Source organism: Streptomyces sp. NPDC050743 (assembly GCF_044456925.1).
GTDB lineage: Bacteria > Actinomycetota > Actinomycetes > Streptomycetales > Streptomycetaceae > Streptomyces.
In genome coordinates, this window is sequence record NZ_JBITGJ010000036.1 from 27,000 (window position 1) to 51,917 (window position 24,918).

Consider the following 24,918-nt stretch of genomic DNA (forward strand, 5'->3'; position numbering starts at 1 on the left):
CTGTGCATCCATGGGTGCATGGCCAAACAGAACGTAGCGGAGCAGTTCGTCGACATCCTCGTCCGCGCCGGTGTGCGCCGCCTCTACGGCGTGGTCGGGGACAGCCTCAACCCGGTGGTGGACGCCGTCCGCCGCAACGCAGCCATCGACTGGATCCACGTACGCCACGAGGAGACCGCCGCCTTCGCGGCCGGCGCCGAGGCGCAGATCACCGGGAAGCTGGCGGCCTGCGCCGGCTCCTGCGGCCCGGGCAACCTGCACCTGATCAACGGCCTGTACGACGCGCACCGGTCCATGGCCCCGGTGCTCGCGCTCGCCTCCCACATCCCGTCGAGCGAGATCGGCCTCGGCTACTTCCAGGAGACCCACCCCGACCGGCTCTTCCAGGAGTGCAGCCACTACAGCGAGCTGATCTCCAGCCCGAAGCAGATGCCCCGGCTGCTGCAGAGCGCCATCCAGCACGCGGTCGGGCAGAGCGGTGTCAGCGTGGTCGCGCTGCCCGGTGACATCGCCGCCGAACCGGCCCCGGAGAAGGCCGCGCAGAGCGCCCTCGTCACCTCCCGGCCGACCGTCCGGCCCGGCGACGCCGAGATCGACGCGCTCGTGGACATGATCGACGCGGCGGACCGGGTGACCCTTTTCTGCGGCAGCGGCACGGCGGGCGCGCACGCGGAGGTCATGGAGTTCGCCGGGAAGATCAAGTCTCCGGTGGGGCATGCGCTGCGGGGCAAGGAGTTCATCCAGTACGACAACCCGTACGACGTCGGCATGAGCGGACTGCTCGGCTACGGCGCCGCCTACGAGGCCACCCACGAGTGCGACCTGCTGATCCTGCTCGGCACCGATTTCCCGTACAACGCCTTCCTGCCCGACGACGTGCGGATCGCCCAGATCGACGTACGGCCCGAGGTGCTCGGCCGCCGCTCCCGCCTGGACCTCGCCGTGTGGGGCGACGTGCGCGAGACCCTGCGCTGTCTCACCCCGAGGGTGAAGGAGAAGACCAGCCGGCGCTTCCTCGACCGGATGCTGAAGAAGCACGCCGACGCGCTGGAGGGCGTGGTCAAGGCGTACACCCGCAAGGTCGACAGGCACGTCCCGATCCACCCCGAGTACGTGGCCGCCGTCCTGGACGAAGTCGCCGACGACGACGCCGTGTTCACGGTCGACACCGGGATGTGCAACGTGTGGGCTGCGCGGTACATCTCGCCGAACGGGCGCCGCAGGATCATCGGTTCCTTCTCGCACGGCTCGATGGCGAACGCGCTGCCCATGGCGATCGGCGCCCAGTTCACCGACCGGCGCCGGCAGGTGGTCTCCATGTCCGGCGACGGCGGGTTCTCCATGCTGATGGGCGACTTCCTGACGCTCGTGCAGTACGACCTGCCGGTCAAGGTCGTGCTGTTCGACAACTCCTCCCTCGGCATGGTCGAGCTGGAGATGCTGGTCTCCGGGCTGCCCTCCTACGGCACCGCCAACACCAACCCCGACTTCGCCGCCGTCGCCCGCGCCTGCGGTGTCTACGGCATCCGGGTGGAGAAGCCCAAACAGCTGGCCGGCGCGCTCAAGGACGCCCTCAAGCACAAGGGACCGGCCCTGGTGGACATCGTCACCGACCCCAACGCCCTGTCCATCCCGCCGAAGATCAGCGCGGAGATGGTCACCGGATTCGCCCTGTCCGCCTCCAAGATGGTGCTGGACGGCGGCGTCGGCCGTATGGTCCAGATGGCCCGCTCCAACCTGCGCAACGTGCCGCGCCCCTGAACCCGGAGGCGAAGGGGCGGGTTTCGGCCACTTTCACGGCGTGTGACGGTGTGCCGACGGCCGGTGCCGGGCGCATCTGCCTTGCCGTCCCGGGGCGTCCGTGGCGCCCAGGGCCCTGAGAGGAGCCGGCCACCCGGGTCCGACGGGGACCGGTGGCCGGCCCGTACGCCGTAAGGCCGTGGCCGAACCGCCGGTCATCGGGCATGTGTGATGACTGCCTGTGTGCGTGCTGGGCAAGCATCCTCCGTGAACGTGTTCGACCAGGAGGGGCAGGGTCCAGCGGCGTGCGGGCGGGGGTCATGAAGAGTCAGGCACGAGGGGGCGGTCCCGCGGTCGTCGGGGGCTCCTCGGCGACGACGGGGGAAGAGGCCGGCACCATCACGGAACACGCGCACCGGCTCCGGCGCAGGCTGGGGCGGGCCGATCTCAAGGCGGTGCCCGAGGCGCGCCGGGAGTTGCGCGAACTGCTACGGCACTGGGGCAAACCGGGCCGTTCGGAGATCGCCGAGCTGCTCACCAGCGAACTGGTCACCAACGCGCTCGTCCACACCGACGACGACGCGGTCCTCACGGCGGTCGTGGAGCCGGGCGGACTGCGCGTGGAGGTACGGGATTTCGTGGCCCGCAGACCGCAGCTGATTGGCCCGGACTCGGACGACGACACCCATGGGCGGGGCATGGTGCTGGTGCAGTCCCTGGCGGACGCCTGGGGCGTACGGCCGCACGGGGTGGGCAAGTCGGTGTGGTTCGAACTGGGCGCCGAGGCGGCGTGACGCTCCGCGACGGCTCTGCCGCCGTGGCGGCGCCGGCGCCCGAAACGGGACAGGGCGGGAAACGGGCCGGGGGCGTGACCCGTGTGGTCACGCCCCCGGCCCGTCATGAGCGGCGGTGGTCCTAGCCGAACTGCTGCTCCAGGTCCTTCAGCTTGCGCTCCAGGGAGTCCAGGCGCGGCAGGGCCATGGTGTCGTCCTCGGCGGTGAGGTCGACGGCCACCTGCTCAGCGGACCCGCTGCGGACCGGCTGCAGGGAGGGGCGGGCGCGTACGGGCAGCTGTTCCGCGGTCGATATGGCAGGCTCCGCGGTCGCCTGGGCGGACCCGCGCTCCACCGCCTGCACCTCCACCTCGACCTGCCGTCCGCCCCGGTTGACGAAGCCGCGGTGGCCCCGGCTGATGGCCTTCAGCTGGGCGCGCTCGATGCGCTGCTGCTCGCGCCTGCGCTGCCGCTGCTCCTCCTTCTGCCGCCTGTCGTCGCGGACCTCCTCGACCGCCTCGTCCAGGCTGCGCACGCCTTCCAGGAGCATCAGCGACCAGGCCCGGTAGGTCTCGCGGGGGGCCCGCAGCCAGCGCACGATGCGGATCTGCGGCAGCGGACGCGGCACCAGGCCCTGCTCGCGCAGCGCGGCCCGGCGGGTCTGCTTCAGCGCACGGTCGAACAGCACGGCCGCCGACAGCGACATACCGGAGAAGAACTGCGGCGCGCCGGCGTGGCTTGCGCCCCGGGGCGCGTGCACCCAGTTGAACCAGGCCGCCGCCGCGGCGAACATCCACACGAGTATCCGGGAGCCGAGGGCCGCGTCACCGTGGCTGGCCTCGCGCACCGCGAGGACGGAGCAGAACATCGCCGCGCCGTCCAGGCCGAACGGCACGAGGTACTGCCAGCCGTCGGTCAGCCCCAGGTTCTGTTCGCCGAAGCCGACGAGGCCGTGGAAGGACAGGGCGGCCGCGACCGCCGCACAGCAGAACAGGAGCACGTAGGAGGCCGTGCCGTAGATGGCCTCCTTGCGCCTGCGGCGCTCCTCGCTGCGCTCCCACGAGTCGTCCGCGCTCGCGTTCTCCCCGGAGGAGCGCTTGCCGCGCGCGAGCACCGCCACCGCCGCCAGCATTCCCAGGAGCAGTACGGCGCCCGGAAGCAGCCAGTTCAGCGATATGTCGGTCAGTCTCATCAGGGGTCCCTTGCATTGGGATAGGGCGTAACGCCCGCCATAGTGGCCCACTCCCGACGGCCCTCAGGGGGTTTCGGGGCAAGAGGCCGCCAAGGAAGTGCAAGGGGATGCCCAGGGCGGCGTTCTGCTCGAACTGCCGCTTGAGGGGCGGGAGTTGAGTTCGAAGAAGAGTACCTGTACCGGTGGTTCCTCGGAAAGTTCCCGTGGTTCGTGAGGAAGTTGTGAATCACCTGTCCGAGGGCCGTCCGCGGGCGGGTGGCACCATCTCCGATGATCTTAGTGGACCCGGGCCCGGCCGAATGGCGCGGATCCTGAACGGCTTAGGCAAGGCAAACCTTATTCAGCCCGTTCGGAATTTGAACTGTCGCCTCGGGCGCCTAAGGTGCTTGACGGACCGGAGACAACCGGTCGTTAATGACCCAAGTGCCGACAAGCTGCCAGGAGGACCCGTGAAGCAGAGCACGCAGGGCTCCGCCGGTGCGGGGACGCCGCGCGGGATGCCGCCGGGTGCCGCCCGGGTGCCCGTGCAGCCGCGCGCGGCGGACGGCCCCGACGGCTTCCGCGAGCGGGACACCGCCGTGCCCACCGCGCGGGGTGAGCACACGCACAGTGAGCGGCCGATTCCGGACCCGCGGCATGCGGTGCAGCGCTCCTCGGTGCGCGGGCAGATCCTGGACGCGCTGCGTACGGCGCTGGTGACCGGGGAGCTGAAGCCCGGCGAGGTCTACTCGGCGCCGGTGCTCGGCGAGCGGTTCGGCGTCTCGGCCACGCCTGTGCGGGAGGCCATGCAGCAGCTCGCCCTGGAGGGCGCCGTCGAGGTCGTGCCCAACCGCGGGTTCCGGGTGGTCGAGCGGGGGGCGCGGGAACTGGCCGAGCTGGCGGAGGTGCGTGCGCTCATCGAGCTGCCGGTGATGCTGCGCCTCGCCCGGAGCGTGCCGGCTGAGCGGTGGGCCGAACTGCGTCCGCTCGCGGAGGAGACGGCACGGGCGGCGGCCACCGGCTGCCCGGCGACGTACGCGGAGTCCGACCGCGCCTTCCACCGCGCCCTGCTCGCCCCGGCGGGCAACGAGCAGCTGGTCCGCATCGCCTCCGATCTCCACCGGCGCTCGCAGTGGTCACCGGTCCGGCGGGGCCGAGCGTACCTGGTCGCGGACGCGGCGGAGCACATGACGCTGCTGGACGCGTTGATCGCCGGGGACGTGGACGTGGTGCGGGGCCTGGTGTCCGGGCACTTCGCCGGCGGGGGCTGAGAGCGCCGGGCGGGCGCCACCGGGGTCCGGGGACGACTTCGGGGTGCGGGTCCGACGTGGCCGTTCGCGCGGCTGCCACCCGCGCGCACCCGGCGACGAGCTCGCACCCGCGCCCTATGCCGTGGTTACCCTCGGAGCCGGTGACGTGGCCGTTCGCGCGGTTCCCATCCGCGCGCACCCGGCGACGAGCTCGCACCCGCGCCCTATGCCGTGGTTACCCTCGGAGCCGGTGACGTGGCCGTTCGCTCGGCTGCCACCCGCGCGCACCCGGCGGCGAGCTCGCACCCGCGCCTCTACGCCGTGGCTCCCCTCGGAGTCGGCGGCGTGGCCGTTCGCTCGGCTGCCACCCGCGCGCACCCGGCGACGAGCTCGCACCCGCGCCTCTACGCCGTGGCTCCCCTCGGAGTCGGCGGCGTGGCCGTTCGCGCGGCTGCCACCCGCGCGCACCCGGCGACGAGCCCGTACCCGCGCCTCTACGCCGTGGTCACCCCCGGAGTCGGCGGCGTGGCCGTTCGCGCAGTTGCCACCCGCGCGCACCCGGCGACGAGCCCGTACCCACGCCTCTACGCCGTGGTCACCCCCGGGTCGGCGGCGTGGCCGTTCGCGCGGCTGCCACCCGCGCGCGCCCGGCGACGAGCTCGCACCCGCGTCCCTACGCCGTGGCCACCCCCGGAGCCGGTGGAGTCAACTGCCGTGCCAGCCAGGTTGGTACGCCCCCGAGCAGCCGGAACAATCGCCGGGCCTCCTCCCGTAGCCGCGAGGCCTCCGGCTCGGTCTCCGCGTCGGCCAGTGAGGCCAGCGCGGGCGCCGTGCCCACCAGGTAGCCCAACTCCTCGCGGATCCGCAGCGATTCGGCGAAGCCGTGGCGCGCCTCGGTCAACTCGCCGTCGCGTAGGGCGAGTCCGGCGAGGTGGCGCCAGGTGAAGGACAGCAGGAGCGGGTCGGCGTGCGCCGTGGCTCCCGCGTGGGCCCGGCGGTACGCGGCCCGCGCCGCCTGCGGGGAACGGGTCAGGTTCTCCGCGATCAGGCCCCGGCGGAAGTCGAGCAGGGCCCGGCCCGGCGCCCCCGGCGGGATCAGCGCCGCCGCCCGCCCCAGCGCGGCCCGGGCCTCGTCCGCGCGGTCCCGGACGCCGTGCAGCGTCGCCGTGTAGGCGAGTTGGCCGCGCTCGCAGGCGGCGGCCCCCCGCTCCTCGTCGGTGTGCGCGAGCGCCTCCGCCGTCCGCAGGGCGTCCTCTGCGTCCTCCCAGCCCCGCTCGGTGTACAGACACCGTTCGACCAGCAGCGCGGCCCGCTGCAGACCCGTGGCGGGGGTGTCCGGCGGCAGCAGGGCCGCCGCGTCCGCCCAGCAGGCCCGCGAACGCAACCGCCATACCGCGGTCTGGAGCGGATCGTCACCGGCGGTCGTTCCGTTACCAGACATGGCGGTATGCGCCACGTTGCCCTCCCCGAGCACGCCATCGAGCTGTTGAGTGGTGGCGGCATTCCAGCACCAATCGCGGGGCCGGGCCAAGAGGGTGGGTGAAAGATTTCACAAAGTCGTGGGGTGCGGGCGTGACCGGGTTTGGCCGCCGGGCGCCCCCGCGGGCCTCAGCTCATGCGCAGGGCGAGGAAGAAGTCGAGCTTGTCCTCCAGGCGCGAGAGGTCACGTCCCGTCAACTGCTCGATCCGGCCCACCCGGTAGCGCAGCGTGTTGACGTGCAGGTGGAGCCGTGTGGCGCAGCGCGTCCAGGAGCCGTCGCAGTCCAGGAACGCCTCCAGGGTCGGGATCAGCTCGGCCCGGTGGCGGCGGTCGTAGTCCGTCAGCGGGTCCAGCAGGCGGGCCGTGAAGGCGCGCCGGACGTCGTCGGGCACGAAGGGGAGCAGCAGGACGTGCGACGCCAGCTCCTGGTGCCCCGCCGCGCAGACCCGGCCCGGGCGGGCGGCCGCCACCCGGCGCGCGTGCCGGGCCTCCTCTAGGGCGCCGCGCAGCCCCTCGGCGGAGTGCACGGCCGCGCTGACGCCGAGGGTGAGCCGCCCGTCGTCGTTCAGGCCCGCCGAGAGCGTCTCCCGCACCGACTGCAGCAGGGAGTCGGCCAGCAGCCCGGTCTCCGAGCCGTCGTGCTCGGCGGAGACCGCGGGCAGCGGCACCAGGGCGATCGCCTCGTCGCCGGTGTGCGCGACGGCGATCCGGTCGGACGGCTCGGGGCCGGTCGCCTGCGGATCGACGAGCACTTCCTCCAGCAGCGACTGCGCGACCGGGCCGCCCTCGACCTCGCCGCCCTCCCACTCCACGCGGGCCACCACGACCTGCCAGTGCGGGGCCGCGCCGAGCCCGGGCAGCAGCACCGGGGCGGCCACCCGCAGGCGGGCGGCGATCTCGGCCGGCGCCGCGCCCGTCTGGACCAGCTCCAGCACCTCCTGGGCGAGCCGGCGCCGGACCGTGCGGGCCGCGTCCCGGCGGTCCCGCTCGACCGCGATCAGCTGGGTGACGCCCTGCAGCAGGTCCAGCCGCTCCTCGGGCCAGTCGCCGGCGTCCGCCTCGACGGCCAGCAGCCAGTCCGACAGCACCGACTCGCGCACATCGCGGGCGGCCTGCGGGGAACGGCCGGAGGAGCGGATCGGGAAGAGGGAGTAGGTGCTGCCGGCCAGCAGGACGCGGTGCGGGCCGCGGCGGCCGGTGCGGGTGGCCGACAGGTGCTCGGCGGCGAGCTTGGCGCAGAGGTCCGCGGGCAGCGCCGGGCCCGCCACCTTGGAGCCGGCGATCAGCCGGCCGGTCGGGGCGAGCACCCAGGCGCGCAGGTCCAGGTCGGTGCCGAGCAGGTCGAGGACCACGTCCGGGCCGCCGCCCGCCGGGCCGGAGGTCATCATCCGCCGGTGCCGGTCGACCACGGCCGCCAGGTCCCCGGCGCGCTCGCTGGAGACTTGCCGTACGACGTGCTCGGTGATCGTGGCGAAGGCCACCGACTCGTGCACCGCGAACAGCGGCAGCCGGTGCTTGGCGCAGGCCAGGACCAGGTCCTCCGGCACATCGCCCAGCTCCGCCTCACCGGCGGCGAGCGCCGCCACCCCGGCCTGCACCAGGATGCGTACGAACGGCTCGGAGTCGGCGGCGTCCCGGCGCCAGGCGAGGCCGGTCAGCACCAGCTCGCCCCCGGAGAGATAGCGGCTCGGGTCGCGCAGGTCCGTGGTCATGACGCCGCGCACCGACCGGTCCAGCTCCTCCTCGCCGCCGAGCAGCCGCAGGCCCAGCGCATCGGTGTCCAGAAGTGCGCGCAGCCGCATCTCGTCGCCGCCGTTCTTTGTCTCGAAACCTACGATGGATCTTGGAGGGTGACGGGGGAGCCACCCGGAGAGTGACGCCCGGGGACGCGTTCGGCGGTCCTCCGGCTGTTTCCTGCGTTTCTCGAGGAAAACGGAGAGGTTACCGATGACCTCCGTTCATACGAATCTACAAGATGCCCGCCGTGGCCAGCCAACTCCTTCATGGTTTCGGTGACTGACCCCGTCGGAGCACGGAGCGGTGTACTGAGTCCACTCCGCGTTAACAGCACATGAACGAGCCGCGCCCGCCGCACACGGATTGGCTCAATCTGTACGACCCACGAGACGAAGAAGAGAGCCGGTCATGGACTTCCTTCGCCCCGCCAGCTGGGAGGAGGCGCTCGCCGCGAAGGCCGAGCACCCCACCGCTGTGCCGATTGCGGGTGGCACCGATGTGATGGTCGAGATCAACTTCGACCACCGCCGGCCCGAGTACCTCCTCGACCTGAACCGCATCGGCGACCTCTACGAGTGGGAGGTCGGCGAGGAGAGCGTACGGCTGGGCGCCTCCGTCCCGTACACCAGGATCATGCAGGATCTCCGTGCCGAGCTGCCGGGCCTCGCGCTCGCCTCGCACACGGTCGCCTCCCCGCAGATCCGCAACCGCGGCGGCGTCGGCGGCAACCTCGGCACGGCCTCGCCCGCCGGTGACGCCCACCCCGCCCTGCTCGCGGCGGGCGCCGAGGTCGAGGTGGAGTCGGCGGCCCGCGGCACCCGGCTGATCCCGATCGACGCGTTCTACACGGGCGTGAAGCGCAACGCGCTCCAGCCCGACGAGCTGATCCGCGCCGTCCACGTCAAGAAGGCCGACGGACCGCAGCAGTACTCCAAGGTCGGCACCCGCAACGCCATGGTCATCGCCGTGTGCGCCTTCGGCCTCGCCCTGCACCCCGAGACCCGTACGGTCCGGACCGGCATCGGCTCGGCCGCGCCCACGCCCGTGCGGGCCAAGGCGGCCGAGGAGTTCCTGAACGCGGCCCTGGAGGAGGGCGGCTTCTGGGACAACGGAAAGATCATCACCCCGTCGGTCGCCAAGCAGTTCGCCGACCTGTGCTCGGCCGCCTGCAACCCGATCGACGACGTCCGGGGCACCGCGAGCTACCGCCGGCACGCGGTCGGCGTGATGGCCCGCCGGACACTCACCTGGACCTGGGAGTCGTACCGCGGCGCCCGCCGCGCATCAGAGGGAGCTGCGTAATGCGCGTCAACTTCACCGTCAACGGACGTCCGCAGGAGGCCGACGACGTCTGGGAGGGCGAGTCCCTGCTGTACGTCCTGCGCGAGCGCCTCGGCCTGCCGGGTTCGAAGAACGCCTGTGAGCAGGGCGAGTGCGGCTCCTGCACCGTGCGCCTCGACGGCGTGCCCGTCTGCTCCTGCCTGGTCGCGGCCGGGCAGGTCGAGGGCCGGGACGTGGTGACCGTCGAGGGCCTCGCGGACTACGCCAAGCAGCGCGCCGAGGGCGGCTGCGCGAGCGGCGCCTGCGGTACCGGTACGACCCTCCAGGACGCTCGGCAGTGGCAGGCCAAGGGCACCGACTCGCAGACCGGCGAGGGCACCGAACTCTCCCCGATCCAGCAGGCCTTCATCGACGCCGGCGCCGTCCAGTGCGGCTTCTGCACCCCGGGTCTGCTCGTCGCCTCCGACGAACTCCTGGAGCGCAACCCGAACCCGTCCGACGCGGACATCCGCGAGGCGCTGTCGGGCAACCTGTGCCGCTGCACGGGCTACGAGAAGATCATGGACGCGGTCCGCCTGGCGGCCGCCCGCCAGTCCGAGGAGGTCTGACATGCTGGCCAACGGCGCCCCTACGAAGATCACGCAGGGCTCCCAGACCAAGGGCGGCATCGGCGAGTCCACGCTCCGCCCGGACGGCACCCTCAAGGTCACCGGCGAGTTCGCGTACTCGTCCGACATGTGGCACGAGGACATGCTGTGGGGCCAGATCCTGCGCTCCACCGTCGCCCACGCCGAGATCGTCTCGATCGACACCTCCGAGGCCCTGACCACGGCGGGCGTGTACGCCGTCCTGACGTACGACGACCTGCCCACCGAGGTGAAGAGCTACGGCCTGGAGATCCAGGACACCCCGGTCCTCGCGCACGGCAAGGTACGCCACCACGGCGAGCCGGTCGCGCTCGTCGCCGCCGACCACCCGGAGACGGCCCGCCGCGCCGCCGCCAAGATCAAGGTCGAGTACCGCGAACTGCCGGTCATCACCGACGAGAAGTCGGCCCTCGCGCCGGACGCGGTCCTCGTCCACGACAACCGCGACGACCACCACTTCGCGCACGTCCCGCACCCCAACGTCGTGCACCGCCAGCCGATCGTCCGCGGCAACGTGGAGGAGGCCCGCGCGCGGGCCGACGTGATCGTCGAGGGCGAGTACACCTTCGGCATGCAGGACCAGGCCTTCCTCGGCCCCGAGTCCGGCCTCGCCGTGCCCGAGGAGGACGGCGGCGTCCACCTCTACATCGCCACCCAGTGGCTCCACTCCGACCTGCGCCAGATCGCGCCCGTCCTCGGCCTGCCCGAGGAGAAGGTGCGCATGACGCTGGCCGGCGTCGGCGGCGCGTTCGGCGGCCGCGAGGACCTGTCCATGCAGATCCACGCCTGCCTGCTCGCGCTGCGCACCGGCAAGCCGGTGAAGATCGTCTACAACCGGTTCGAGTCCTTCTTCGGGCACGTCCACCGGCACCCGGCGAAGCTGTACTACGAGCACGGCGCCACCAAGGACGGCAAGCTCACGCACATGAAGTGCCGGATCGTCCTGGACGGCGGCGCCTACGCCTCCGCCTCCCCGGCGGTCGTCGGCAACGCCTCGTCGCTGTCGGTCGGCCCGTACGTGGTGGACGACGTCGACATCGAGGCCATCGCCCTCTACACCAACAACCCGCCCTGCGGCGCCATGCGCGGCTTCGGCGCGGTCCAGGCGTGCTTCGCCTACGAGGCGCAGATGGACAAGCTGGCGAAGAAGCTCGGCATGGATCCGGTGGAGTTCCGGCAGCTGAACGCCATGGAGCAGGGGACCGTCATGCCGACCGGGCAGCCGGTCGACTCCCCGGCCCCGGTCGCCGAACTGCTGCGCCGCGTCAAGGCGATGCCGCTGCCGCCGGAGCGCCAGTGGGAGTCCAGCGAGGGCGCCGACGTACGGCAGCTGCCCGGCGGTCTGTCCAACACCACGCACGGCGAGGGCGTCGTACGCGGCATCGGTTACGCGGTGGGCATCAAGAACGTCGGCTTCTCCGAGGGCTTCGACGACTACTCCACCGCCAAGGTGCGCATGGAGGTCGTGGGCGGCGAGCCGGTCGCCACCGTGCACACCGCGATGGCGGAGGTCGGCCAGGGCGGTGTCACCGTCCACGCGCAGATCGCCCGCACCGAGCTCGGCGTCACCCAGGTGACCATCCACCCCGCCGACACCCAGGTCGGTTCCGCGGGCTCCACCTCGGCCTCCCGGCAGACGTACGTCACCGGCGGCGCCGTGAAGAACGCCTGCGAGCTGGTCCGCGAGAAGGTCCTGGAGATCGGCCGACGCAAGTTCGGCTCCTACCACCCGGCCTGGGCGACCGCGGAACTCCTGCTGGAGGGCGGCAAGGTCGTCACCGACAGCGGCGAGGTCCTCGGCGACCTGGTCGACGTCCTGGGGGACGAGGTCGTGGAGATCGAGGAGGAGTGGCGGCACCGGCCGACCGAGCCCTTCGACCTGCGCACCGGCCAGGGCAACGGCCACGTCCAGTACTCCTTCGCCGCGCACCGCGCGGTCGTCGAGGTCGACACCGAGCTCGGCCTGGTCAAGGTCATCGAGCTGGCCTGCGCCCAGGACGTCGGCAAGGCGCTCAACCCGCTCTCCGTCATCGGCCAGATCCAGGGCGGTACGACCCAGGGCCTGGGCGTGGCGGTGATGGAGGAGATCATCGTCGACCCGAAGACCGCGAAGGTCAGGAACCCCTCCTTCACGGACTACCTGATCCCCACGATTCTCGACACGCCGACCATCCCGGTCGACGTGCTCGAACTCGCCGACGAGCACGCCCCGTACGGGCTGCGCGGCATCGGCGAGGCCCCGACCCTGTCGTCCACCCCGGCCGTCCTCGCGGCGATCCGCAACGCGACCGGGCTGGAGCTCAACCGCACGCCGGTGCGGCCCGAGCACCTGACGGGGACCGCGTAACACCCCAGCTCTCCGGGCGGCGTGAGGGAACGTCACACACTCCGCCGCGCCGCCCGGAGGAACCCTTTGAGTTCCGCACCGCTCGCGGTCCTTGAAGTACCAGGAAATTCGTTCGTCTCGGGCCGTCCCCCGGGTCGTCCATTCCCAAATCCCGTGGCCGCTCAGGGCGGTAGCACGGGTGCCCCTGTGAACCTTGGGAGATGGCACCATGACCCAGCAGTCAGTGGAGCCCACGACCACCGCCGAAGACGCGGGCGCGGGTTCGCGTCCGCCGGCCGGCAGGTCGTGGCTCGACCGGTACTTCCACATATCCGAAAGAGGATCCACCGTCGCGACCGAGGTGCGCGGTGGCGTCACCACCTTCATGGCGATGGCGTACATCCTTCTGCTCAACCCCGTGATCCTCAGCGGCGCGGACAAGTCCGGCGACTCCCTGAGTCAGAAGGCCCTCATCACGGCCACCGCGCTCGGCGCGGCGTTCACCACGCTCCTCATGGGCTGGATCGGCAAGGTGCCGCTCGCCATGGCCGCCGGACTCTCCGTCTCCGGTGTGCTGGCCGGTCTGGTCATGGGCACCAAGGACCTGACCTGGGCCCAGGGCCTGGCGATGTGCGTCGCCTACGGCGTCGTGATCATGCTGTTGGTGGTCACGGGTCTGCGCGAGATGATCATGAACGCGATCCCGTTGCCGCTCAAGCACGGCATCACGATGGGCATCGGTCTGTTCATCGCGTTCATCGGCCTGGTCAAGGCCGGGTTCGTGCACGCCGGCACGGCGACCCCGGTCACGCTGGGCAACGGGGGTGAGCTCGTCGGCTGGCCCGTCCTGCTCTTCGCCGTCACGCTCCTGCTGATCTTCGCGCTCCAGTCCCGGAACGTTCCGGGCGCCATCCTCATCGGCATCGTCACCGGCACCGTTCTCGCGCTGATCGTCAACGCGGCCGGCCTCGTCGACGACAAGGGCTGGGCCAACGGCGAGAGCCCCGCGCTGCACGGCAGCGCCGTGTCGATGCCGGACTTCTCGCTCATAGGCAAGGTGTCCTTCGGCGGCCTGGGCGACGTCGGCTACATGACGGTCACCTTCATCGTCTTCACGCTGGTGCTCGCCGGCTTCTTCGACGCGATGGCGACCATCATCGGCATCGGCACCGAGGCCAACCTCGCCGACTCCCAGGGGCGGATGCCGGGCCTGTCCAAGGCGCTGTTCATCGACGGCGCCGGCGGCGCCATCGGCGGTGCGGTGGGCGGCTCCGGTCAGACCGTGTTCGTCGAGTCCGCGACCGGCGTCGGCGAGGGCGCCCGTACCGGACTGGCCTCGGTCGTCACCGGCGGGTTCTTCGCCCTCTGCCTCTTCTTCACACCGATCACGGCGATCGTGCCGCGCGAGGTGGCCTCGGCCGCCCTCGTCACCATCGGCGCGATGATGATGATGAACGCCCGTCATGTCGACTGGGGGGACCGCTCCGTCGCGATCCCGGTCTTCCTGACCGTCGTGATCATGCCGTTCACGTACTCGATCACCCCCGGTGTCGCCGCCGGTGTGATCTCCTACGTCGTCATCAAGCTCGCCCAGGGCAAGTGGCGGGAGATCGGCCCCTTCATGTGGGGGCTGACGGTGCTCTTCCTCGTCTACTTCTCCCTGCATCCGATCCGGGCCCTGCTGGGCGTGCACTAGCCGGTCGAACGTCCCATCCACGCGAACCCGTTAGGAGACCGACAGATGCTGGACATCGCCGAAGAGCTGAACCGGTGGGTCGAGCAGGGCCGTGACTTCGCCGTCGCCACCGTGGTGGCCGTCGGCGGCAGCGCCCCGCGCCAGCCCGGCGCCGCCCTCGCGGTGGACGCCGACGGCACGGCCATCGGCTCGGTTTCCGGCGGGTGCGTGGAGGGCGCCGTGTACGAGCTGTGCCGACAGGCGCTGGAGCACGGGGAAACCGTTCTCGAACGCTTCGGCTACAGCGACGAGGACGCCTTCGCCGTAGGCCTGACCTGTGGCGGCGTCATCGACATCCTCGTCACGCCGGTCCGGGCGGACGGTCCCGCCCGGCCGGTGGCCGCCGCCGCGCTGGCCGCCGCCGCCCGCGGGGAGGCGGCGGCCCTCGCGCGGATCGTGGAGGGACCGGACGAGCTGCGGGGCCGGGCCCTCCTGGTCCGCCCCGACGGCTCCTTGGAGGGTGGCTTCGGCGGCCATCTCGAGCTGGACCGCACGGTCGCCGCCGAGGCCGGCGCCTTCCTGGACGCCGGCCGCACCGGCTCCCTGGAGATCGGCGAACAGGGCTCACGCTGCGGTGCCCCGCTCACCGTCCTGGTCGAGTCCTCCGTCCCCGCCCCCCGGATGATCGTCTTCGGCGCGATCGACTTCGCCTCCGCCCTGGTCCGCGTCGGCAAGTTCCTCGGCTACCACGTCACGGTGTGCGACGCCCGCCCGGTGTTCGCCACGAAGGCCCGCTTCCCGGAGGCGGACGACATCGTGGTCGAGTGGCCCCACAGGTACCTGGAGCGCACCGAGGTCGACGGCCGTACCGTCCTGTGTGTCCTCACCCACGACGCCAAGTTCGACGTACCGCTGCTCAAGCTGGCCCTGCGGCTGCCGGTCGCCTACGTCGGCGCGATGGGCTCCCGCCGCACCCACCTCGACCGCAACGAGCGCCTGCGCGAGGTCGGCGTCACCGAACTCGAACTGGCCCGCCTGCGTTCGCCGATCGGCCTCGACCTCGGCGCCCGTACGCCGGAGGAGACGGCCCTGTCCATCGGCGCGGAGATCGTCGCGGGCCGGCGCGGCGGCAGCGGGGTCTCCCTCACCGGCGCGCACACTCCCATCCACCACGACACGGCCTCGCGGCCGGCCGGGAGGATCGGGTCGGTGGCCTGAGGGCGACGGCTCACGCCCGCCTGAGCAGCCGGTTGACCGCGCGGCCGAACACCACGCGTGCCGTGCGCTCCAGTACGCCGTCGAAGGCGCGCGGCAGGAAGCGCACCCGCAGTTCCTCCAGCCACAGCACCCGGCTGCGGCCCCCGGGACCCGGCAGGACCTCGATCTCCGCCCAGCCCCGCACCACCCGGCCGCGCTTCTCCAGCCGGCACAGCCCGCCCTCGCCGTCGGCGGGCGGGCGCCAGACCGTGACCTCCATGACGTCGTCGACGGCCAGCGGGCCGATGCCGGAACGGGCCACCAGACGCGTACCCACGCCCGTGGGCCCGTCGGTGAGCACCCTGATCCGGGTCAGCGGGACCGCGTCGGCGTGGCGGGGCCACTCGGTGAGCCGGCGCCACGCCTCGTCGAGGGGGAGCGGGGCCGTACGGGCGAAGGAGAAGATCGGCACGCCACGATCGTAGGCAATGCGGGCCGGCCGGCGGCCCGTTCGGCCCCCGCTCGTCAGGGCCGGTAGACCTTGCCCGGTTCCGCCCTGCCGGGCGCCAGCAGCTGAGGCACCGTCACGAAAACGTATCCGCGCGCTTTCAGCGCGTCGATGATGCCCGGTACGGCGGGCACGGTGCCCGGGTAGATGTCGTGCAGCAGGATGATCCCGTCCCGGGACGCCTGGTCCAGGACGCGCTTGGTGATGAGCTCGGAGTCGTTGGTCGTGTAGTCCTTGGCGGTCACGCTCCACAGCACCTCCGCCAGGCCCTCCTCCTTGGCGATCTCGTGCACATTGCTGTCCGTGCGGCCCTGCGGCGGGCGCATCAGCGTGGGCCTGCGCCCGGTGAGCCGCTCGATCGCGTCGTCCGGCCGCTTCAGCTCCTCGCGTATCCGGTCGTCCGATATCCGCGTGAGGATCTTGTGGTCCCAGGTGTGGCTCGCGACCTCGTGCCCCTCGGCCGCCATCCGCTTGACCAGCTGCGGGTACTTCTCGATGTGGTTCTTGCCGAGCAGGAAGAAGGTGGCCGGGACCTTCTTCTGCTTCAGGATGTCGAGCAGCCGCGCCGAGTTCTCGCTGGGTCCCGCGTCGAAGGTGAGCGCGATGCACTTGGCCTCGCGGCAGTCGACGGTCCCGAGGCTCGCCGCCGCGCCGTGCGCCGCCGCGGCGGCCCGTGCGCTGCTCGGTGCGGTCGTGTCGACCTGGGCGCAGCCGGACAGGACGAGCGCCAGGCCGAGTGCGGCCGAGGCGGGCGCGGCCGGACGCAACCTCCGGGCGGTTTCCCGCATCTTCCTGGTCGCGTGCTTCGGCGTCGGGATCTTGTCGGTCGAAAGAGGCATGCGCGACTATACACTCAGTGTATAGAGTATCAGTTCGAATATCTCCACAAGGCTCGACCAGGAGCACCATGGAAGGAGAGGCACCGTGCGGAGGAGGACGGCCATGCGCTTCCGGGACCGTGCCGAAGCCGGACGGGAACTCGCCGGACTGCTGAGCGACCTGCGGGAACAGGGCGCTCTCGTCGATCCGCTCGTCCTCGCCCTGCCGCGCGGCGGCATCGCCGTCGCCGAGCCCGTCGCCCGGGCCCTCGGCGCCCAGCTCGACGTGCTCATCGTGCGCAAGATCGGCGCGCCGCACCACCAGGAGTTCGCCGTCGGCGCGCTCGTCGGGGACGACCCGCCGCTCTTCAACGCCGGGACGCTGGACCGGCTCGGCCTGACCGAGGAGTCCATGGCCCCGGTGGTGGAACGCGAGCGGCGCGAGCTGCGCCGCCGTGAGGAGCGCTACCGCGGCGGCCGGCCGGCGCCGGACCCCGCGGGGCGTACGGTGATCGTCGTCGACGACGGTCTGGCCACCGGCGCCACGGCCCGCGCGGCCCTGCGGCACGTACGGCGGCGCGGGCCCGCGCACCTGGTGCTGGCCGTGCCCGTCGGCGCGCCGGACTCCGTGCAGCAACTCGCCTCCGAGGCCGACACGATCGTGTGCCCCCATCAGCCGGCCGCCTTCACCGCGGTCGGGCAGTGGTACGAGGACTTCGAGCAGTTGACGGACGCGGAGGTGCTTGCGGCGCTCGGCAGCGGCGGGTAAGCGCCGCCGGGGTGCCGGCCGTTGCTACAGCCAGTCCCGCTTCTTGAAGACCACGTACAGCGTCAGACACACCACGCCCATCAGCCCGATCGCGAACGGGTAGCCGAACAGCCAGTGCAGCTCCGGCATGTGGTCGAAGTTCATGCCGTAGATCGTGCCGACGAGGGTGGGGGCGAAGAGGATGGCCGCCCACGACGAGATCTTCTTGACCTCCTCGTTCTGCTCGAAGCCCGCCTCCGCCAGCGCGCGCATCTCCGCGTTCTGCTGCTGGGAGACCAGGGTGGCGTTGACCGTGAGGATCTCGGAGAGGGCCTGGCGGAAGCCGTCGACGCGCTCGCTGATGTGGGTGACGTGGTCGGCGACGTCCCGCAGATAGCGCTGGAGCTCCTCGTCGGTCTCGTACTTGGCGAAACCGGCCATCAGCCCGTGCAGCATGCCGACCAGCGGCCGGGTGGCGCGCTGGAACTCCACCATTTCGCGGGAGAGTTCGTAGATGCGGCGGGAGACCTCGGGGTCGCCGCGGAACACTTCGGTCTCGATCTCGTCGATGTCGTTCTGGACACCGGAGACCACCGGGGCGTAGCCGTCGACGACGGCGTCGAGGATCGCGTACAGGACCGCTTCCGGGCCGAGCTTGAGCAGGTCCGGGGTGTCCTCCATGCGGCGGCGGACCGCCGACAGGTCCGGGGCCGCGCCGTGCCGGACCGTGATGACGAAGTCCGGTCCGACGAACACGTGCAGCTCGCCGAAGTCGACCTCCTCCGGCGCGTCCAGATAGCGGGCGGCGCGCAGCACCACGAACAGCGTCTCGCCGTACCGCTCCAGCTTGGGCCGTTGGTGCGCCTCCATCGCGTCCTCGACCGCGAGCGGGTGCAGGCCGAACTCGGCGGCCAGCGAGTGCAGATCGGCCCCGGTGGGCCGGGCCAGGCCGATCCAGGCCATGCCCGAGGGCCGTTCGCGCAGCTCGCGGTAGGTCTCGGCGAGCGTGGCGGGGGTGGAGACGCGGACCCCGTCGTGGTACAGCGCCGCCTGGACGATGCTCACCGGTTCGGCGCGGTCCGCCGCGGCGGGGGTGGGCGCGGGTGCCTCGGCGGCGGGGGACTGGGGCTGGTTGAGGGCGCGGCGCCAGCCGGACCTGCGCCCGTTCCCGCCGTTCCCGCCGTTCCTGCCGTTCTCTCGCTCGGACATCGGCCGCCTCCTAGGAACCCAGGGGGACAGGAGGAGCAGGATATCGGCGGGCCCGCCGCGAGCGGCGCGCGCCGCGGTGCAGGGTCTGGTGAGAGTTGAGGACAGAAGGTGTCCGCGGTCCCGGTTAGCGTGCGGTCATGACGAAGAGCCGTGCGACGAAGGCCCCCCTCCTGGACGTCCGTGCCCTCAACCGCGCCACGCTGGAACGCCAGCTGCTGCTGCGCCGCTCGGCGCTGTCCCCGCAGGCCGCCGTGGGGCATCTGCTCGGTCTCCAGGCGCAGAACGTCAAACCGCCGTACTACGCCCTCGCCGCCCGCCTCGACGGCTTCGCGCCGGAGCGGCTGTCCGCGCTCATGGCCGACCGCGAGGTCGCCCGGATCGTCACCGTGCGCTCCACCCTGCACACCCACACCGCCGAGGACTGCCTCACCCTGCGGCCCCTCGTCCAGCCGGCCCGGGACCGCGAGCTGGGCCAGTTCCGCGGCGGCCTGGCCGGCGTCGACCTGGGGCTCCTGGCCGGCCTCGCCCGTGAGCTGGTCGAGGCCGAGCCGCGGACCATGGCCCAGCTGCGGCAGGCGCTGAGCGCCCGCTGGCCGGACGCCGACCCGCGGGCCCTCGCCGTCGCCGCCCGCTGCACGCTGCCGCTGGTCCAGGTCACCCCGCGCGGACTGTGGGGCCGCAGCGGCCAGGTCGCGCTCACCACCGCCGAACACTGGCTCGGCCGCCCGGCCGGGCCGGCCCCCGAGCCGGACGCCGTGGTCCTGCGCTATCTCGCCGCCTTCGGCCCGGCGTCCGTCAAGGACATGCAGACCTGGGCCGGGCTCACCCGCCTGAAGGACGCCTTCGAGCGGCTGCGCCCGCGGCTGCTGACCTTCCGGGACCCGAACGGAGTCGAGCTGTTCGACCTGCCCGACGCCCCGCGCCCCGACCCGGACACCACGGCCCCGCCCCGCTTCCTGCCCGAGTTCGACAACCTCCTGCTCTCCCACGCCGACCGCGGCCGCGTCGTACCCGCCGAGCACCGGGGCCGGCACTGGCAGGGCAACCAGGCCTACCGCACCCTCCTGGTCGACGGCTTCCTGGCGGGCCTGTGGAAGCTGGACCCGGACGCCCTGGTCGTCGAGCCGTTCGCCGAGCTGACCAGGGCCCAGCGGGACGAGGTCACCGCGGAGGGGGAACGGATGCTCGCGGTCCTGCACCCGCAGACCCCGTACGACATCCGCTTCGGGACGGTCGTACCGCGGGACACCTGACCCCTCAACGGGGGGCGGCCGCACATGTGGAGAGGGGGGCGCTGCGGGCCGCTCGTGGTGGCTCGCAACGCCCCCCTGGCATCTACCTGAGGGGTGCTCAGGTGTCCCTCTTCCGGGCTACGAGTGGACCTGCGCGGTCATGAAGCGACCTGCGCGGTCACGAGGTCCGAGAAGGTGGTCAGCCGGGTGTACACACCCGGGTGACCTGCCTCCGCGCACCCCTCGCCCCAGGAAGTGATCCCTGCCAGGACGCCCCCGATGAGCAGGGGACCGCCGCTGTCGCCCTGGCAGGTGTCTACGCCGCCGGAGGAGTATCCGGCGCACACCATGTCGGACTGGACGAAGTCCGAACCGTAGGAGGTACGGCAGCTGGAGTCGGACACGACCGGGACGGTCGCGGTCCGCAGCTGGTTGGAGGAGCCGCCGTTCTCCGAGGTGGTGCCCCAGCCGAGGATCCGGGCCGTGGTGCCGGCCGCGTACACGCCCGTCTGGGAGGAGGAGACGTACGACACCGGCTTGTACGGCATCGACGTCGCCAGGGTCAGCACGGCCACGTCATGGCCGCTGGTGGCCTCCGTGTACTCCGGGTTGACCCAGATCTTGCTGACCTTGCCGACCGTGCCGTCGGTGCCGTTGAGATAGGTCCGGCCGCCGACCACACGGACGTTGCCCGCCGACTCGCCGGCCATGCAGTGCGCGGCCGTCACCACCTTCGTGGCGGACACCAAGGTGCCACCGCAGAACTGGCCGCCGGACGCGTCGGTGATCTGCATGATGAACGGGTACGCCGCCGTCGTCGTGGTCGTACCGCCGACGATGGGCTGGGGTGCGGCGCTCGCCGTGGGGGAGGCGAGCAGCGCGGTCGCCGCGGCGGCGGCACCGGCCACCAGGGTCGCGGCGGCCTGTCTTGCACGTCTGGGCCCGAACATGAGTCTCCTGTGGGGGGTTGCACCGGTGGGGGATCGCACGGGTGTGGGGGGTCGTGCACGAGGTGGGAGCGCCCCCGCTCGAACGAAGCCGAGAGCTGGGGGAGGGACCGACCCCGTGTGCCCGGGCGAGCGGCACGCCCATTACGCTAGGACCCGGCACCCTTGGCGCCCAATGAGGGAACCCCCTAAGGGGGTGGGTGAGGGAAAACCCTCGGTCCGGCTCAGTTAACCGGCCGTATTCTCACTTCGCGCGGCGAGCCGCCGCCAATCGGACGATGTCGACCCGCGACCGGATCCCCAGCTTGCGGTAGACCCGGGTCAAGGTCGCCTCCACCGTCTTGACGCTGATGAACAGCCGTGCGGCGATCTCCCGGTTGGTGGCGCCCTCCATGACCAACGCGGCGACCTGACGCTCCATCGCGGCCAGGATGTCCAGCGCGTCCAAGGCGTCCGGCACGGCGCGCGCGGGTTCCGGCTCGGGGGTGGTGAGGGATTCGTCCACCTGACGCAGCCAGGGCAGTGCCCGGCAGCGGCGGAACATCCGGGTGGCCTCGTCGTACACCGACGAAGCCGTGCCGGTCCGGGCCTTGCCGCGCAGCCGGGCGAGCGCGAGCGCGGCCCGGGCCTCCTCCAGCCCGTAGCCGAGCTTGCCGAGCCGGGCCTGAGCGGACGTCAGCTGGGCGACCGCGGCCTCCAGGTCCCCCTGGGCGGCGCGCACCAGGGCCTCGGAGCGGTCCAGGACCGCGAGGACGCTCTCCCGGCCGAGCCGCAGGGCGTGTTCACGGCTCACGTCGATGACGTCCTGCGCCTCGGCCGGTTCACCGATCCGGACCAGCGCCTCGGCGAGGTCGCCCTGCCAGCGGCCGCGCGCCGGGTCGGTGATGCCGAGCCCCAGTTCCAGGGTCCGCACCCGGCGCAGCGAGCGGACCGTGCCCGCCGGGTCCCCGGCCACCAGCTGGGCGTATCCGAGCGCGCCCAGGGCCCTGGAGAGGTACATCTGGTCGCCGTCCTCCTCGGCGTGCTCCACCGCCTCCCGGGCGAGGGCGAGGGCCCGGTCCACGTCCCCGCCGGAGGCCTCGGCGAGCGAGGTGAGCATCGCCGAGGCGGTCTCGCCGATCCCGGAGTCCCGGGCCAGGCGCAGGCTCTCGCGGGCCAGTTCCAGGGCGCGTCCGCAGTGCCCGGCGCGCAGCTCGGTCTCGGCGATGCCGCGCAGGAAGTGCACCTCGCTCTCCACCGAGCCGCGCCGGCGCACCTCGCGCAGCAGCGCGGTGACCGTCGCCCGGGCCTCGGTCAGCTGGTCGCTCATCACCAGCCAGCGGAACCGGGCGCTGGCCGCCCCGTTGTGGTGCCAGGCCACCCTGGGGTCCTGCGGCTCCTTCAGGGCGCGTTCGATGGTCCGCGGCGCCTGCGGGTGGCCCATCAGGGTCTCGGTCTGGGCCTGGAAGGCGAGGGAGAGCAGTTCGGTGCGCCGGTCCTTGCCGCGCGCGGCCAGCTCGGCGGCGTGCGCGGCGGCCTCGCGGGCCTCGGTGAAGTCGCCCTCCACGATCAGCGCCCGCCAGGCCAGCTGGTAGTGCACCAGCGCCAGCAGCCGGGGGTCGTCGCCGGCGTCGGCGAGGGCCTGCGGGAAGACGGCGTCGACCTCGGCCATGGTGTGGCCGGCGGTGTCGATGACGATGATCCAGGCCCGCACCCGTTCGGCGGGCACGCTCGCCCGCGACAGCACCTCGCGGGCGATGTCCCGGGCCAGGTCGATCTCGCCCGCGGTGATCGCGTCCTCGGCGGCCTGCAGCCGGCGCTCCTCCGGGCCAGGCGTCCCGTCGGCGGGGGTGTGCCGGGCGGCGAGCAGGCCCAGGTGGGCCGCGACCGAGGGTGCGCCGCGGTCCCGGGCGAGGGCGGCGGCCTCGGCGAGCCGGGCGGCGACGTCCGGATCGGTGCCGGTGGTGGCCAGGGCCAGGTGCCGGGCCCGTTCGATCGGCTCGGAGGCGGCCGTGGACAGGGCCGCGTGCGCGGCGCGCCGCTCGTGCGCGGGCGCCTCCGCGTACAGCGCGGCCGATATCAGGGGGTGCGCGAACCGTACGGCGGGGGCGTCGGGCTCGGTGGCCAGCAGCCCGAGTTCGGCCGCCTGGGCGCACTCGGCCTCGGCGTTCTCCCGGCCGGCCGCGTGCAGCAGCGCCGGGCTGGGGCGGGCGCCGGCGCTGGCCACCAGCAGGGTGCGGCGGGCCTCGACCGACAGCATGTCCAGGCGGCTGAGCACCAGGGCGCGCAGGCTGGTCGGCACCGGCAGCGGCTCGCCCGGGCGGGGCGGGGTGGGGCTGTCGGCGAGGGCGCGGCCGAGTTCGAGGGCGAACAGCGGATTGCCGGCGGATGTGCGGTGGATCTCGCGGACGGTGGAGCGGGGCAGTTGGCCGTGGCCGCGGTGGTCGAGCAACTGGGCGACCTGGGTGCGGGTGAGCGGGCCGAGCCGGACCGCGAGGGTGCCCGGCGGGCAGGAGCGCAAGTGCCGGTCGTACTCCTGGCTCTCCTGGCCCTCGGTGCGTACCGCGCACAGCAGCTGCACCGGGGTGCCCTCGAGGCGGCGGGCGGCGAAGCCGAGCAGTTCGGCGCTGGCCGGGTCCAGCCACTGCAGGTCGTCGGCGACGACGAGGACACTGCCGTGCGCGGCCAACGCGCGCAGCGCGGAGAGCACCGCGAGGCGCAGGGCGAGTCCGTCGCGCTGGAGGCTGGACTCGCCGCGGCCTGTGAGCGCCGACTCCAGGGCGGTGCGCTGGGCGAGGGGCAGCCGGGGCGAGACGTCGTCGAGGACCAGGCCGAAGAGGTCGGCGAGGGCCAGGAAGGGAAGATGGGATTCCGACTCGGTGGCGGAGCAGCGCAGGACGGTGCGGGCGGTGGCGCCGTATTCCTCGGCCAATGCCCGCAGGACGGTGGATTTCCCTATTCCGGCGGGACCGTGGAGCAGCACACTGCCGCCCGAGGCGAGTTGGTCGCGGGCGCCGGCGAACAGGTCCTCGCGGCCGATGACCAGGTCGGGGCGGCACCTGGCAGGCTCCTGGAAGTCCCGTCGCACGGTCACCGCTCCCCTCGTGTGTCGTGTCCGGGGCAAATTCTAGGCAACGATCGCTGAAATTCGGCCGGATGCTGTGGTGAGGGAAATAACAAATGATCAAGCATAGGGAAATTCAAGGCGCCTACGCTTGAATGGAAAGGTTTCCCAACGGTTCGCCGTCACGGCAGCAGCCCCGCCCTGCGGGCCGCGGTCACCGCCTCCCCTCGGGTGTGCGCGCCCAGCTTCCGCATCGCCGAGCGCAGATAGCCCTTCACCGTCTCCGCACGCAGGCCCAGCCGTTCGGCCACGGCCGCGTTGGTCGCTCCCGCCGCCACCCAGGACAGCACGTCCAGTTCGCGTGGCGCCAGGGTCACGCCGCCGGACCGTGGCGGCGCGGTCAGCAGTCCGCAGGCCGCGAGCAGTTCGGCCCGCAGATCCGGATCGGCGATCCGCGGGGCCAGCGCCCGGAGCGCCGCATGCGCCTCGCGCACCTGTTCCCAGGCGGCACCCTGGTCGCCGCCGGCCGGCTCCGGCCGGGCCGCCGCCAGCAGCCCCCGCGCCTCGTCCCGCACCACCAGCGCCTGCTCCACGTCCCGGGCGACGGCCATGGCCGCGCCCAGCGTGCGGTCGCCGAGGGGCTGGGCCGAGCGCAGCGCGCCGTAGAGCACGCCGCGCACCCGGCGCCGTACCACCACCGGCACCGCGACGACCGAGCGGATGCCCTCCGCGGCCACCGGCACGTCGTACTCGTGGCTGATCTGCCGGGAACTGGAGTAGTCCGTCACCGCGCACGGCCGGGCCAGCGCCACCGCCTTGCCGCCGAGCCCGTTGCCGGAGGTCACCGCGAGCGAGCGCAGGGCGGCCGTGGTCGTGCCGCTCAGCTCGCTGATCCGGATCTGCGGCCGGCCGGACTCGACCAGGCCGCCGAAGGCGACCGGCAGCCCCGTGACGTGCCGCAGCCGGGCGAGCGCGCCACCGATCTCCACCGTCCCCGCCGCGTCTGCCGTCACCTGTCCGCCCCTTCTGCCGACCCCACCCCCGTTCGGGGGTAGTGAGACCCGCATCACGGATTAGACGATGCCAGAGAGCCGCCCGGCAATGGTCCGGAAACAGCGGGAGTGAGCCGTGGGGCC

The 24,918-nt window shown here is 72.6% G+C and carries 19 protein-coding genes; 10 read left to right on the forward strand and 9 right to left on the reverse strand.

Features of this window, described 5'->3' with window-relative positions; all coding sequences use genetic code 11:
- Positions 1-18 precede the first annotated feature (18 nt).
- Both ACIBJF_RS29095 and ACIBJF_RS29100 read left to right on the forward strand, forming a co-directional pair.
- Positions 19-1,761, forward strand: coding sequence for a pyruvate dehydrogenase (locus tag ACIBJF_RS29095; protein ID WP_399178106.1), 1,743 nt, complete (start codon positions 19-21; stop codon positions 1,759-1,761).
- Between the two features lie 299 nt (positions 1,762-2,060).
- Complete coding sequence (locus ACIBJF_RS29100; protein WP_399178108.1) at positions 2,061-2,534, forward strand: ATP-binding protein; 474 nt, start codon at positions 2,061-2,063, stop codon at positions 2,532-2,534.
- Positions 2,535-2,655: 121 nt separating this feature from the next.
- Here ACIBJF_RS29100 and ACIBJF_RS29105 read toward each other — a convergent pair whose 3' ends face one another.
- Complete coding sequence (locus ACIBJF_RS29105; protein ID WP_399178110.1) at positions 2,656-3,705, reverse strand: DUF2637 domain-containing protein; 1,050 nt, start codon at positions 3,703-3,705, stop codon at positions 2,656-2,658.
- A 449-nt stretch (positions 3,706-4,154) separates the two neighbouring features.
- Here ACIBJF_RS29105 and ACIBJF_RS29110 point away from each other — a divergent pair, with 449 nt between their 5' ends.
- On the forward strand, positions 4,155-4,955 hold the full coding sequence (locus ACIBJF_RS29110) for a GntR family transcriptional regulator (RefSeq protein ID WP_399178112.1): 801 nt from the start codon (positions 4,155-4,157) through the stop codon (positions 4,953-4,955).
- A gap of 652 nt (positions 4,956-5,607) precedes the next feature.
- Here ACIBJF_RS29110 and ACIBJF_RS29115 read toward each other — a convergent pair.
- Positions 5,608-6,375, reverse strand: a complete 768-nt coding sequence (locus ACIBJF_RS29115; protein ID WP_351806454.1) for a hypothetical protein — start codon at positions 6,373-6,375, stop codon at positions 5,608-5,610.
- A 167-nt stretch (positions 6,376-6,542) separates the two neighbouring features.
- Positions 6,543-8,216 carry a PucR family transcriptional regulator gene (locus ACIBJF_RS29120; protein ID WP_399178114.1) on the reverse strand — a complete coding sequence of 558 codons (1,674 nt, stop codon included), beginning with the start codon at positions 8,214-8,216 and terminating at the stop codon, positions 6,543-6,545.
- 343 nt (positions 8,217-8,559) lie between these two features.
- Here ACIBJF_RS29120 and ACIBJF_RS29125 point away from each other — a divergent pair, with 343 nt between their 5' ends.
- The 5 genes from ACIBJF_RS29125 to ACIBJF_RS29145 all read left to right on the forward strand — a co-directional run bounded on the left by ACIBJF_RS29125 (position 8,560) and on the right by ACIBJF_RS29145 (position 15,298).
- Positions 8,560-9,453, forward strand: a complete 894-nt coding sequence (locus ACIBJF_RS29125) for an FAD binding domain-containing protein (RefSeq protein WP_399178116.1) — start codon at positions 8,560-8,562, stop codon at positions 9,451-9,453.
- Positions 9,453-10,040 carry a (2Fe-2S)-binding protein gene (locus tag ACIBJF_RS29130; protein ID WP_399178118.1) on the forward strand — a complete coding sequence of 196 codons (588 nt, stop codon included), beginning with the start codon at positions 9,453-9,455 and terminating at the stop codon, positions 10,038-10,040. The genes ACIBJF_RS29125 and ACIBJF_RS29130 overlap by 1 nt, the downstream gene beginning before the upstream one ends.
- Before the next feature lies 1 nt (position 10,041).
- Positions 10,042-12,426, forward strand: a complete 2,385-nt coding sequence (locus ACIBJF_RS29135; RefSeq protein WP_399178120.1) for a xanthine dehydrogenase family protein molybdopterin-binding subunit — start codon at positions 10,042-10,044, stop codon at positions 12,424-12,426.
- Positions 12,427-12,634: 208 nt separating this feature from the next.
- Entirely contained in the window at positions 12,635-14,101 is a 1,467-nt protein-coding gene (locus ACIBJF_RS29140) for an NCS2 family permease (RefSeq protein ID WP_399178122.1), read from the forward strand.
- Positions 14,102-14,146: 45 nt separating this feature from the next.
- Positions 14,147-15,298 (forward strand): XdhC family protein, encoded by a 1,152-nt coding sequence (locus ACIBJF_RS29145; protein ID WP_399178124.1) that lies wholly within the window; start codon positions 14,147-14,149, stop codon positions 15,296-15,298.
- 10 nt (positions 15,299-15,308) lie between these two features.
- On the opposite strand, the gene ACIBJF_RS29150 is transcribed toward ACIBJF_RS29145, so the two are convergent.
- Positions 15,309-15,749, reverse strand: coding sequence for an SRPBCC family protein (locus tag ACIBJF_RS29150; protein ID WP_399178126.1), 441 nt, complete (start codon positions 15,747-15,749; stop codon positions 15,309-15,311).
- Between the two features lie 53 nt (positions 15,750-15,802).
- A complete protein-coding gene (locus tag ACIBJF_RS29155; protein ID WP_399178180.1) occupies positions 15,803-16,573 on the reverse strand; it encodes a polysaccharide deacetylase family protein in 771 nt (256 codons plus the stop codon).
- A 154-nt stretch (positions 16,574-16,727) separates the two neighbouring features.
- Here ACIBJF_RS29155 and ACIBJF_RS29160 point away from each other — a divergent pair, with 154 nt between their 5' ends.
- Positions 16,728-17,372, forward strand: coding sequence for a phosphoribosyltransferase (locus tag ACIBJF_RS29160; RefSeq protein WP_399178128.1), 645 nt, complete (start codon positions 16,728-16,730; stop codon positions 17,370-17,372).
- Positions 17,373-17,396: 24 nt separating this feature from the next.
- Here the strand turns inward: ACIBJF_RS29160 and ACIBJF_RS29165 are convergent, their stop codons facing one another.
- Positions 17,397-18,560: a magnesium and cobalt transport protein CorA gene (locus ACIBJF_RS29165; RefSeq protein WP_399178130.1), complete on the reverse strand. Its 1,164-nt coding sequence runs from the start codon at positions 18,558-18,560 to the stop codon at positions 17,397-17,399.
- Positions 18,561-18,697: 137 nt separating this feature from the next.
- Between ACIBJF_RS29165 and ACIBJF_RS29170 the strand changes: the two genes are divergently transcribed.
- On the forward strand, positions 18,698-19,813 hold the full coding sequence (locus tag ACIBJF_RS29170) for a winged helix DNA-binding domain-containing protein (RefSeq protein WP_399178131.1): 1,116 nt from the start codon (positions 18,698-18,700) through the stop codon (positions 19,811-19,813).
- 137 nt (positions 19,814-19,950) lie between these two features.
- On the opposite strand, the gene ACIBJF_RS29175 is transcribed toward ACIBJF_RS29170, so the two are convergent.
- The 3 genes from ACIBJF_RS29175 to ACIBJF_RS29185 form a co-directional block, all read right to left on the reverse strand.
- Positions 19,951-20,742 carry a S1 family peptidase gene (locus ACIBJF_RS29175; RefSeq protein WP_399178133.1) on the reverse strand — a complete coding sequence of 264 codons (792 nt, stop codon included), beginning with the start codon at positions 20,740-20,742 and terminating at the stop codon, positions 19,951-19,953.
- A 241-nt stretch (positions 20,743-20,983) separates the two neighbouring features.
- A complete protein-coding gene (locus tag ACIBJF_RS29180) occupies positions 20,984-23,812 on the reverse strand; it encodes an ATP-binding protein (protein ID WP_399178135.1) in 2,829 nt (942 codons plus the stop codon).
- Positions 23,813-23,964: 152 nt separating this feature from the next.
- A complete protein-coding gene (locus ACIBJF_RS29185; RefSeq protein ID WP_399178137.1) occupies positions 23,965-24,795 on the reverse strand; it encodes a response regulator transcription factor in 831 nt (276 codons plus the stop codon).
- Positions 24,796-24,918: the final 123 nt, after the last annotated feature.

Coding starts and splice junctions, on each gene's coding strand:
- ACIBJF_RS29095 (WP_399178106.1), top strand. CDS start 19: ATGGCCAAACAGAACGTAGCGGAGCAGTTCGTCGACATCCTCGTCCGC.
- ACIBJF_RS29100 (WP_399178108.1), top strand. CDS start 2,061: ATGAAGAGTCAGGCACGAGGGGGCGGTCCCGCGGTCGTCGGGGGCTCC.
- ACIBJF_RS29105 (WP_399178110.1), bottom strand. CDS start 3,705: ATGAGACTGACCGACATATCGCTGAACTGGCTGCTTCCGGGCGCCGTA.
- ACIBJF_RS29115 (WP_351806454.1), bottom strand. CDS start 6,375: ATGTCTGGTAACGGAACGACCGCCGGTGACGATCCGCTCCAGACCGCG.
- ACIBJF_RS29120 (WP_399178114.1), bottom strand. CDS start 8,216: ATGCGGCTGCGCGCACTTCTGGACACCGATGCGCTGGGCCTGCGGCTG.
- ACIBJF_RS29125 (WP_399178116.1), top strand. CDS start 8,560: ATGGACTTCCTTCGCCCCGCCAGCTGGGAGGAGGCGCTCGCCGCGAAG.
- ACIBJF_RS29130 (WP_399178118.1), top strand. CDS start 9,453: ATGCGCGTCAACTTCACCGTCAACGGACGTCCGCAGGAGGCCGACGAC.
- ACIBJF_RS29135 (WP_399178120.1), top strand. CDS start 10,042: ATGCTGGCCAACGGCGCCCCTACGAAGATCACGCAGGGCTCCCAGACC.
- ACIBJF_RS29140 (WP_399178122.1), top strand. CDS start 12,635: ATGACCCAGCAGTCAGTGGAGCCCACGACCACCGCCGAAGACGCGGGC.
- ACIBJF_RS29145 (WP_399178124.1), top strand. CDS start 14,147: ATGCTGGACATCGCCGAAGAGCTGAACCGGTGGGTCGAGCAGGGCCGT.
- ACIBJF_RS29155 (WP_399178180.1), bottom strand. CDS start 16,573: ATGCGGGAAACCGCCCGGAGGTTGCGTCCGGCCGCGCCCGCCTCGGCC.
- ACIBJF_RS29160 (WP_399178128.1), top strand. CDS start 16,728: ATGCGCTTCCGGGACCGTGCCGAAGCCGGACGGGAACTCGCCGGACTG.
- ACIBJF_RS29165 (WP_399178130.1), bottom strand. CDS start 18,560: ATGTCCGAGCGAGAGAACGGCAGGAACGGCGGGAACGGCGGGAACGGG.
- ACIBJF_RS29170 (WP_399178131.1), top strand. CDS start 18,698: ATGACGAAGAGCCGTGCGACGAAGGCCCCCCTCCTGGACGTCCGTGCC.
- ACIBJF_RS29175 (WP_399178133.1), bottom strand. CDS start 20,742: ATGTTCGGGCCCAGACGTGCAAGACAGGCCGCCGCGACCCTGGTGGCC.